The organism is Streptomyces sp. SPB074 (assembly GCF_000154905.1).
Taxonomy (GTDB): Bacteria; Actinomycetota; Actinomycetes; order Streptomycetales; family Streptomycetaceae; genus Streptomyces.
The window spans coordinates 3,420,757-3,430,692 of sequence record NZ_GG770539.1; the positions used below are offsets into that span (position 1 = coordinate 3,420,757).

At 73.4% G+C, this 9,936-nt stretch carries 7 protein-coding genes; 1 reads left to right on the top strand and 6 read right to left on the bottom strand.

Annotated elements, in window-relative coordinates; translation table 11 throughout:
- Positions 1–47 precede the first annotated feature (47 nt).
- From SSBG_RS14165 to SSBG_RS14180, 4 genes are all read right to left on the bottom strand, one after another.
- The gene (locus SSBG_RS14165; protein WP_008746802.1) at positions 48–1,478 is read right to left on the bottom strand and encodes a dihydrolipoamide acetyltransferase family protein; all 1,431 of its coding nucleotides are present in this window, start codon (positions 1,476–1,478) and stop codon (positions 48–50) included.
- A gap of 17 nt (positions 1,479–1,495) precedes the next feature.
- Positions 1,496–2,476 carry an alpha-ketoacid dehydrogenase subunit beta gene (locus SSBG_RS14170; protein WP_037869749.1) on the bottom strand — a complete coding sequence of 327 codons (981 nt, stop codon included), beginning with the start codon at positions 2,474–2,476 and terminating at the stop codon, positions 1,496–1,498.
- A gap of 2 nt (positions 2,477–2,478) precedes the next feature.
- Positions 2,479–3,768 carry a pyruvate dehydrogenase (acetyl-transferring) E1 component subunit alpha gene (pdhA, locus tag SSBG_RS14175; RefSeq protein WP_008746804.1) on the bottom strand — a complete coding sequence of 430 codons (1,290 nt, stop codon included), beginning with the start codon at positions 3,766–3,768 and terminating at the stop codon, positions 2,479–2,481.
- Between the two features lie 589 nt (positions 3,769–4,357).
- The gene (locus SSBG_RS14180; protein ID WP_008746805.1) at positions 4,358–6,016 is read right to left on the bottom strand and encodes a protein kinase domain-containing protein; all 1,659 of its coding nucleotides are present in this window, start codon (positions 6,014–6,016) and stop codon (positions 4,358–4,360) included.
- 356 nt (positions 6,017–6,372) lie between these two features.
- Between SSBG_RS14180 and SSBG_RS14185 the strand changes: the two genes are divergently transcribed.
- On the top strand, positions 6,373–8,187 hold the full coding sequence (locus SSBG_RS14185; RefSeq protein WP_008746806.1) for a protein kinase domain-containing protein: 1,815 nt from the start codon (positions 6,373–6,375) through the stop codon (positions 8,185–8,187).
- A gap of 423 nt (positions 8,188–8,610) precedes the next feature.
- On the opposite strand, the gene SSBG_RS14190 is transcribed toward SSBG_RS14185, so the two are convergent.
- Positions 8,611–9,147, bottom strand: coding sequence for a bacterial proteasome activator family protein (locus SSBG_RS14190; RefSeq protein ID WP_037869750.1), 537 nt, complete (start codon positions 9,145–9,147; stop codon positions 8,611–8,613).
- Positions 9,148–9,388: 241 nt separating this feature from the next.
- Positions 9,389–9,631 carry a hypothetical protein gene (locus SSBG_RS14195; RefSeq protein ID WP_037869753.1) on the bottom strand — a complete coding sequence of 81 codons (243 nt, stop codon included), beginning with the start codon at positions 9,629–9,631 and terminating at the stop codon, positions 9,389–9,391.
- Positions 9,632–9,936: the final 305 nt, after the last annotated feature.

Here is a 9,936-nt window from a genome sequence, read left to right on the forward strand (position 1 = left end):
CCGCACTTCGTGTGCGGGCCACGCCCCCTCTGCCGTACGGCTCGTGCTCAGCCCCAGGTCAGCAGCCGCTTGGGCTGTTCCAGGACCGCCGCGATGTCCGCGAGCACCTTCGAGCCCAGCTCGCCGTCCACGAGCCTGTGGTCGAAGGAGAGCGCCAGGGTGGTGACCTGGCGGGGCTTCACCTTGCCCTTGTGCACCCACGGTTGCGGCTTGATCGCACCGACGGCGAGGATCGCGGACTCGCCGGGGTTGAGGATCGGCGTGCCCGTGTCGACGCCGAAAACACCGACGTTGGTGATCGTCACCGTGCCGCCGCGCATCGCCGCCGGGCTCGTCCGGCCCTCGCGCGCGGTGCCCACGAGGTCCGAGAGCGCGGTGGACAGCTCGGCGAGCGAGAGATCGTCCGCGTTCTTGATGTTCGGCACGAGGAGCCCGCGCGGGGTCGCGGCGGCGATCCCGAGGTTCACGTAGTGCTTGACCACGATCTCCTGGTTCTCCTCGTCCCACGCCGCGTTGATCTCCGGGTTGCGGCGGATCGCGAGGAGCAGGGCGCGCGCGATGAGAAGCAACGGGTTGACCCGCAGTCCGGCCATGTCCGGGTCGGCCTTGAGCTTCTCCACGAGCTTCATCGTCCGCGTCACGTCCACGGTCACGAACTCCGTGACGTGCGGCGCGGTGAAGGCCGAGCCGACCATGGCCTGCGCGGTCGCCTTGCGCACCCCCTTGACGGGGATACGCGTCTCGCGGGCGCCCGGGACGGACTCCGGCGCCGGTTCCGCCGCCTCGGCGGCCTGCGGGGCCACGGGCTCCGGCGCCGGTCCGGGCTCCTGCGCGGCCCGCGATACGGGCGTGGCGGCCGCGTGCACGTCCTCGCGCGTGATGACGCCGTCCGCGCCGCTCGGGACGACGGTGGCGAGATCGACGCCGAGGTCCTTCGCGAGCTTGCGGACGGGCGGCTTGGCGAGCGGGCGCGCCGCAGGGGCGGGCGCGGCGGGGGCCGGTGCGGGGTGGGCGTTGCCGTTGACCCGTCCCCTCTCCGTCGCGGGCTGGGCCTGGGCCGCCTTGCGCGGGCGGCGCTTCGTGGAGGACTCGGCGACGCCGTAGCCGACCAGCACGGGCTGGCGCCCGGCCGGCTGCGCCTGGGCAGCCTCGGCGGGGGCCGCCGGTGCCTCGGCGGCCCCGACCGGCTTCGTACCCTCGTCGCCTTCGCCGCCACCCGTGTCCACCACGATGATCACCTGGCCGACATCGACCGTGGTGCCCTCGGCGAAGCGCAGTTCGCGGACCACTCCGTCGAACGGGATGGGCAGCTCGACGGCCGCCTTCGCCGTCTCGACCTCGCACACGACCTGGCCGTCGGTCACGGTGTCACCGGGCTGGACGTACCAGCCGAGGATCTCGGCCTCGGTGAGCCCTTCGCCCACGTCGGGCATCTTGAACTCGCGCAGCCCTGTGGTCTGTCGTGTCATCGTCGTCATGGCTCCTTCCCCCCGTCTCAGTACGCGAGCGAGCGGTCGACGGCGTCGAGCACCCGGTCGAGGCCCGGGAGGTACTCGTCCTCCAGCCGGGCGGGCGGGTAGGGGACGTGGTAGCCGCCGACCCGCAGGACGGGGGCCTCCAGGTGGTAGAAGGAGCGCTCCGTGATGCGGGCGGCGATCTCCGCGCCCGTACCGAGGAAGACGGGCGCCTCGTGCACGACGACGAGCCGCCCGGTCTTCTCCGCCGTGGCCTGCACGGTGTCGAAGTCGATCGGGGACATCGAGCGCAGGTCCACGACCTCGACGGACTTGCCCTCCGCCGCAGCGGCCTCGGCGGCCTCCAGGCACGTCTTGACCATCGGCCCGTACGCGACGAGCGAGACATCCGTGCCCTCACGCACGACGCCCGCCTTGTGAAGCGGGCCCGGGATCGACTCGCGCTCCACCTCGGCACGGTCCCAGTAGCGTCGCTTGGGCTCGAAGAAGATCACCGGGTCGTCGCTCTGGATGGCCTGCTGCATCATCCAGTACGCGTCCGAGGCGTTCGAGGGCGAGACGACCTTGAGGCCCGCGACGTGCGCGAACAGCGCCTCCGGCGACTCGCTGTGGTGCTCGACGGCGCCGATGCCGCCGCCGTAGGGGATGCGCACGACGACGGGCAGCTTGATCTTGCCGAGCGCGCGGGCGTGCATCTTCGCGAGCTGCGTGACGATCTGGTCGTACGCGGGGAAGACGAAGCCGTCGAACTGGATCTCCACGACGGGCCGGTAGCCGCGCAGCGCGAGACCGATCGCGGTGCCGACGATGCCGGACTCGGCGAGCGGGGTGTCGATGACGCGGCGCTCGCCGAAGTCCTTCTGGAGGCCGTCCGTGACGCGGAAGACGCCGCCGAGCTTGCCGACGTCCTCCCCCATCACGAGGACCTTGGGGTCGTTCTCCATGGCGGTGCGCAGCGATTCGGTGATCGCCTTCGCCAGTGCCAGTTTCTCCGCGGCCATGGTCATTCGCCCTCTCCGGCCGAGACGTCAGCGAAGGACGCCTGGTACTCCTCGAACTGCGCGCGCTCCTCGTCCACGAGGGAGCTTCCGTCCGCGTAGGCGTTCTCGAAGATCGCCAGGCGGTCCGGGTCCGGCATGGCGCGGATCGCCTCGCGCACGCTGCGCCCCATGGCCTCGCTCTCCTCCTCCAGCGAGGCGAAGAACGCCTCGTCGGCCAGGCCCTCGGCGAGCAAGTGCGCGCGCAGCCGCTCGATGGGGTCCTTCGCCTCCCAGGACTGCCGCTCGTCGTCCGCGCGGTAGCGGGTGGGGTCGTCGGAGGTCGTGTGGGCGCCCATGCGGTACGTGAACGCCTCGACGAGCATCGGGCCCTGGCCCGAGCGGATGTGCGCGAGCGCGGCGCGGGTCACGGCGAGGACGGCGAGGACGTCGTTGCCGTCCACGCGGACACCCGGGAAGCCGTAGCCGCGGGCGCGCTGGTAGAGCGGGACGCGGGTCTGGCGCTCGGTGGGCTCGGAGATGGCCCACTGGTTGTTCTGGCAGAAGAACAGCGTCGGCGCGTTGTAGACGGCCGAGAAGGTGAACGCCTCGGCCACGTCGCCCTGGCTGGAGGCACCGTCGCCGAAGTAGGCGACGACGGCGGAGTCGGCGCCGTCGAGGCCGATGCCCATCGCGTAGCCGGTCGCGTGCAGGGCCTGGGAGCCGATCACGATCGTGTAGAGGTGGAAGTTGTTGCTCGTCGGGTCCCAGCCGCCGTTGTTCGCGCCGCGGAACATGCCGAGGAGGAGCGTCGGGTCCACGCCCCGGCACCAGGCGACGCCGTGCTCGCGGTAGGTGGGGAAGACGTAGTCGTCGGGGCGCAGCGCGCGGCCCGAGCCGATCTGCGCGGCCTCCTGGCCGAGCAGCGAGGGCCACAGGCCCAGCTCGCCCTGACGCTGGAGGCTCGTCGCCTCGGCGTCGAAGCGGCGCGTGAGGACCATGTCGCGGTAGAAACCGCGCAACTCCTCGGGCGTGATGTCCTCGACCCAGCGGTCGTACTCCGGATGGGGGACGCGGACGCCCTCCGGGGTGAGGAGCTGGACCAGCTCGGGCTCACCGGCGGGCGCGGTGCTCGCGGCGGGGGTGGCCTTCTTCGCGGGGGTGGCCTTGGCCTTGCGGGCGGTGGCGGGCGTCTTGGCCGCCGAGCCGCGGCGGGCGGGGGCCTTGGCCTGGGCGGCGGCGCTCCTGGCCGTGCTGGCGGCGCTCTTCGCCGGGGCGGGCGCAGCGGCTCGCGCCGGCGCCTTCTTGGCAGTCACGTGTGTTCCTCCGTCGGTCCGGCTCCCGGGATCTGCCGGAAGCTGGGTATCCCTCCGTCTCCTGGGACGGAGAGGGAAGGCGCCTGCTCCCCTCCCGCGCACGGGGTGGGTGCGGCTCGGCCGGGAACAGGCGTGACAAGTGCCCCGGTGAGCCCCTGCAACAAGCACGTTACCCAGTGCGGCAATACTCCGCGAACCCCCGCTGACCTGCAATTTTGCTTGGATTTCCAAGTAAATCCAGAAAGCCGGGGAAGGCTTCGCGCGCATCTCCTGGTCACAGCCTCGCAGGGGGCCGGAACACGGGCACGTTAACCCGCGCACCCCGAGAACGGGAAGAGTCAATGTCCGGGGGCCTCGCGGGGGCGGGAAGGGGCGGGGGCGGGCGCGCGGAGTGCTCCGCCGGCGGGATCGGGGGCGCGGAAGTGCCGACGGGCCGGGGAGTGACCGCCATCCGGGGGAGGGAGCGGACAAAAGGGGGATATACGGGCGGGTGCGGGCGTGGGGGATGTTTCACGTGGAACATCGCGCGAGGGCCGGGCCGATCAGGGGATCGGTCCGGCCCTCGTGGTGGTCGGGGGGTGCGTGCGGCTCAGCCGCCCGTGCCGGGGGACTCGGCGCCCTCGCCCGGGTCGCCGCCGCCCGTGGTGGGGTCCCCGCCCGGGTCCTGGCCGCCCTGGCCGCCGTCGCCGCCGCCGGGGTCGGTCGGCTGGGACTGCTGCCCGTAGCCCGGGTCCTTGGTCTCCTCGCCGGTGCCGGGGTCGGTGCCGCCCTCGCCCTGGGTGTGGCTCGGCTGCGGGTCGCCGCCGTTGCCGCCCTCGGGAGCCTGGTCGCTCTTCGTCGGCGTCGGCCGGGACTGCTGGTTGCCACCCTGGCTGGGCCGGTCCTCGGTCCAGCCGCCCCCGTCACCCGTACCGGTGCCGTTGTCCGTGCCGCCGCCCTGCTCCTCCTCGGCGGACTTGGTGGGCTCGGTGGTCTTCTTCTCCTTCTTCTTCTCCGTCTGCGAGGCGGAGGGCTGCGGCTTCTTGTCCGTGTCGCCGGAAGTGCCGCCGGTGAGCTTCGGCACCGCGAAGGCGGCGCCGACGGCGATCGCGACGACGACGAGCGCGACGACCACGTAGAGCCGCGCCCGGCTGCCGCCGCGCTGCGGGCGGCCCCCGCCCTCGTACCCGCCGTCGTCCTCGCCGAGCGGCCGGAGCATCGGCTGCTGCGGGATCTGGGCCGTACCGCTGCCGAAGGGAGTGGTCGCGGGGCCCTGCTGGGGCGTCCCGAAGGCGGCCACGTCCACGTGCCCGGTGTTCCAGCTCCCGGTGAACGCCCCCTGGTCGTGGAGCATTTGCAGCGCGTACTGGACGAGGCCGCTCATCTCCTCGGCGCTCTGGAAGCGGTCGTCCGGCTCCTTGGCGAGCGCGCGGAGCACGAGGCCGTCCAGCTCGGGCGGGCAGCTCTCCGCCGTCTGCGAGGGCGGCACGGGCGGGTCCTGCACGTGCTGGTAGACCACCGAGAGCGGGGTCTCGCCCGTGAACGGCGGGCGCGAGGTGAGGAGTTCGTAGAGGAGGCAGCCGGTCGCGTAGAGGTCGCTGCGGTGGTCCACCGCCTTGCCGAGCGCCTGCTCGGGGGAGAGGTACTGCGGGGTGCCCATGACCATGCCGGTCTGCGTCATCGTGGACTGCGCGCCGTGCAGCGCGCGGGCGATGCCGAAGTCCATGACCTTGACGGCGCCGGAGTTCGTGATGATGACGTTCGCGGGCTTGATGTCACGGTGCACGATGCCGTGCTGATGCGAGTAGGCGAGCGCGTCGAGGACACCGGAGACGATGATCAGAGCCTGGTCGGCGGTGGGCGCCTCGGCACTGAGCAGCAGCTCACGGATCGTCCGGCCCTCGACCAGCTCCATGACGATGTACGGCACGACGTTGCCGCCGACCGTGTCCTCACCGGAGTCGTAGACCGCGACGACGGCATGGTGGTTGAGACCCGCGACGGACTGCGCCTCACGCGTGAAACGGGCCTTGGAGACGGGGTCCTCGGCGAGGTCGGCACGGAGCAGCTTGACCGCGACGGTGCGGCCGAGACGTACGTCCTCGGCGGCCCACACCTCGGCCATGCCACCCCGGCCGAGGCGGTGGGTCAGCCGGTAGCGGCCGTCACCGACCAGTCCTCCGTTGCCGAAGGACTCGGGGGCGTCCGACAGGGGGCCGCCAGTCGCCTCCGGGTCGGACGGGCCCTGGGCGCGCTGCGTCTGTGCCATCGGTCCTCGCCGTCGTTTCTGTCCCGCGGTCCGTGCGGGGGTTGTCACGGTCCTCCGTCGCCACGCTACAGCCTCACAGCGGCCCCGCAGTCCGGGACGGAACGACCATCCGGCCCGCCGCACGGCAGGCCGGGCATATTCACCGGCCGCGCCGGTGTGCCCCACGTCACGCCCGCCCCCGCGGTCGTACCGCGTACGGTCACGACTCGGGCACCTCGCTTGACCTTCCCGTGCCCTGGGGCAGACTTGGCGGGGACCGGTCAGGGATCATCGCACGCGGCCGGAGCACATCGAGAACGGCCGGGAGGCCGGAACGCGCCCGGACCGGCACCGGGACGGCGGGGACGGCGGGGGACATGAGCCAGGACGACCACGCGCGCGACGCCCACGCGGGGAACGCGGCGGACGGCGGCGAGGCACGGGACGGATACGCGGGCGGCGACGACGCGGTGCGGGACCGCTACGTCGGCAAGACGGTGGCGGGTGGCCGGTACCGGCTGGAGGAGCTGCTCGGGGCCGGCGGCATGGCGTCCGTCCACCTCGCGTACGACTCCGCGCTCGACCGCCGGGTCGCGATCAAGACGCTCCACACCGACCTCGGCCGCGAGCCCGCCTTCCGCGAGCGCTTCCGCCGCGAGGCCCAGGCCGTGGCGAAGCTCGCGCACCCGCACATCGTCTCCGTCTTCGACACGGGCGAGGACCAGCTCGACGGCGCGACGACCCCGTACATCGTCATGGAGTACATCGAGGGCGATCCGCTCGGCACGCTCTTCGAACGGGACGTACGGGCCCACGGGGCGATGCCGCCGCAGCGCGCGCTGAAGATCACCGGTGACGTGCTCGCGGCCCTGGAGCTCAGCCACGAGATGGGGCTCGTGCACCGCGACATCAAGCCGGGCAACGTCATGGTGAACCGGCGCGGGGTCGTGAAGGTGATGGACTTCGGCATCGCGCGGGCCATCCAGTCCGGCGTCACCTCGATGACGCAGACCGGGATGGTCGTCGGCACCCCTCAGTACCTCTCCCCCGAGCAGGCGCTGGGCCGCCCCGTGGACGCGCGCAGCGACATCTACTCGGTCGGCGTCATGCTCTTCCAGCTCCTCACCGGACGCCTCCCCTTCGAGGCGGACTCGCCGTTCGCGATCGCGTACGCGCATGTCCAGGAGCCCCCGCCGGTCCCCTCGACGCTGAACAGGGCGCTGCCCCCCGCGATCGACGCGCTCATCGCCCGCGCCCTGCGCAAGAACCCCGCCGAGCGTTTCCCGCACGCGGAGGCGATGCGGGAGGAGTGCGAGCGGGTGGCGGGGTCGCTGACGGGGGCGGGCGCGGGGGCCGGCTCGGGGGCTGGGTCCGGTGCGGGGGCCGGTCCGGGTGCAGTGTCCGGTGCTGGTGCGGGTGCGGGGCAGGCGGGGCAGGCGGGGCAGGCGGGGCAGGCGATTTTCCCGCCCGTGCCGCAGCAGGGGTTTCCGCAGACCGCGCGGCCGCAGGCGTTCGGCACGCCTCCGCCCGCGTACGGGGCCTCGCAGGGCGGCTACCAGAGCCCGCCGCCGAACCCGTACGGGCAGACACAGTCGTACGGGAACGGGGGTGCCGCGTACGGGAACGGCGCGCCTTCGTACGGGCAGAGCTCCGGCGCGTACGGGTATCCGCAGAACGGCGGCGGGGCGAGCGGCCCGGCCGGCACGGGCGGGCCGGGTGGCGGCGGCGGGGCGGGGGGACCGAAGCCCAGGCGGAAGAAGGGGCGGACGATCCTCATGATCACCGCGGCGACGCTCGTGGTGCTGGGCGGAGTGCTGTGGGCCGCGTTCCCGCCGGGCGACAGCAAGGACGAGCCCGACCGCGAGCCGGTGGCCCAGAGGTCCCCCGCCCACCCGCAGGGCTACCGGAGCCCGGAGACGGACCGGACCCTGGACCCGGACAAGTGCGTCTCGGACAAGCCGCTGTCGTGGGCACCGGACAAGGTGATGGTGCCGGACGTCCAGTACAAGTACCTCAAGTCGGCGCAGGCGTGCCTGCGCGCGGGCGGCTGGAAGTGGACGGTCGAGAAGGTCGACAACAACACGTTCGGTGACGGCACGGTGATCAGCCAGAAGCCCGAGCCGAACAAGGACGTCGACAAGAAGAACCGTCCGACGATCACCCTGCGGGTCTCGACGGGGAACCCGGCCTGACGGAGGGCGGGGGCCGGAGGCGGCGGACGTGGCCGGGCGCGGGGCCGAGGCGGCGGACGGGGCGCGGGGCGGCGTAGGGCCTGGTGCGGGGCGCGGGGCGGCGTACGGCCTGACGCGGGGCGTACGGAGCCTGAGGTGGGGCGTGGGCGCGGCGTACTGGGCCTGACCGGCGCGCGGGGCCGGGGGCCGACGTACGGGATCTGACCGGCGCGCGGGGGGCGGTGCGGGACGGGGACGGCGAAGGGCGGCACCGGATTCCGTGTTCCGGTCGCCGCCCTTCTTCGCTGTGGCCCCCTGTGGCCCGCTGTGCGCCGTGGCCCGCCTTCGCCGTGCCCCGCTCTTCGCCCTGACCCGCCGCTCCGGTCGCGGCGATGCGCCGTCCCGGTGCTCCGGGCGGTCACGGGCAGGGGTGAGCGGCGGGGATCAGAGGTAGGGGCCGCCCGTACGACCGCCGCCGAGGTCGGCTTCTTCGCCGCCGCTGCCGGGCGGCAGCGCGCGGCGCATCTGTTCGAGCTGCGCGCGAGCGGCCATCTGCTGGGCGAAAAGCGTGGTCTGGATGCCGTGGAAAAGGCCCTCCAGCCAGCCCACGAGCTGTGCCTGCGCGATCCGGAGCTCGGCGTCGCTCGGCGTGACCTCGTCGGTGAAGGGGAGCGAGATCCGTTCCAGCTCCTCCACCAGCTCGGGAGCGAGCCCGTCCTCCAGTTCCTTGACGGAACTGGCGTGGATCTCCCGCAGCCGGGCCCGGCTCGCCTCGTCGAGAGGCGCGGCCCGCACCTCCTCCAGCAACTGCTTGATCATGCTGCCGATCCGCATGACCTTCGCGGGCTGGGCGACCATCTCGGTGATCGGGGTCTCCCCCGACTCGTCGTCCACAGCCCCACCGCCGAGCGCCATCCCCTCCTGCCCGACGACCAGGACCTGCGGCTGCTCCTGCGACCGTTCGTTCCTCGGGATCTCCATACGGTCATTCTCTCGCACCGCAGGAGATTGCTTGCAGGGAGTGGGGGGTGAGGAGCGGAACGGGGGCTGCGGGGCACGGGCGGAGGCTGTGGCGCTGTGGCGCTGTCGCGCCGCCGCGAGGGGTGAGGACGGGAGCGGGTGCGCGGGCGATACCGGCCGGATGGGGCGCGGACGGTGGGGGGAGTGGGGCGTACGGAGTGACGGCCGGGGTGGGGTGCGGGGGTGCGGTCGGCCCGTCGGGTCAGGCGCGGCGCAGGCGGAAGGCCAGGAGGGCGGTGGCGAGGCCGCAGCCCAGGCACATGAGACCGCCGCCGAGGACGAGCCGGCTGCGGCCGTCCGTGAGGAATCCCGTGCCGCTCGGCCCCACGGGGAAAGGGACCTCGTCGGCGAGGGGCAGTTCCCCGGCCTGGGTGCCCTCTTCGGGTCGTTCCGCTGCTGGGGGCACGGTGGAGGGGCCGCGCACGTGCCGGGGTGCCGAGGACATGGGCGGCGGAGGGGCAGGCACGGCGAGCGGCGCGGGGGAGGTGGCCGGGCGACGCGGCGAGGGCGCTCCACGTCCGGTGCGGGACGGGGAGGCCGTACGGGAAGGCACGCCGCCTGCGGAGGCACCGGCCGGGCCTTCGCCGGGCGAGGCGGAGGAGGTGGAGGGGCCGGGACTCCCGGAGGGGAGCGAGGCGCCGAGGTGGGAGGCAGGGGGGGTGGGGGCGAGCGTGGCCGGGGGGAGGGACGCGGAGGGGGTGGGGGGTGTGTTTTGTTCCGGCGCCGGTGGGCGAGGGGAGTGGGGGCGCC

What these genes read in the sequence shown, in the direction of transcription:
- SSBG_RS14165 (WP_008746802.1), bottom strand. Translation starts at nt 1,478, where the DNA reads ATGACGACGATGACACGACAGACCACAGGGCTGCGCGAGTTCAAGATG.
- SSBG_RS14170 (WP_037869749.1), bottom strand. Translation starts at nt 2,476, where the DNA reads ATGGCCGCGGAGAAACTGGCACTGGCGAAGGCGATCACCGAATCGCTG.
- SSBG_RS14180 (WP_008746805.1), bottom strand. Translation starts at nt 6,016, where the DNA reads ATGGCACAGACGCAGCGCGCCCAGGGCCCGTCCGACCCGGAGGCGACT.
- SSBG_RS14185 (WP_008746806.1), top strand. Translation starts at nt 6,373, where the DNA reads ATGAGCCAGGACGACCACGCGCGCGACGCCCACGCGGGGAACGCGGCG.
- SSBG_RS14190 (WP_037869750.1), bottom strand. Translation starts at nt 9,147, where the DNA reads ATGGAGATCCCGAGGAACGAACGGTCGCAGGAGCAGCCGCAGGTCCTG.
- SSBG_RS14195 (WP_037869753.1), bottom strand. Translation starts at nt 9,631, where the DNA reads ATGTCCTCGGCACCCCGGCACGTGCGCGGCCCCTCCACCGTGCCCCCA.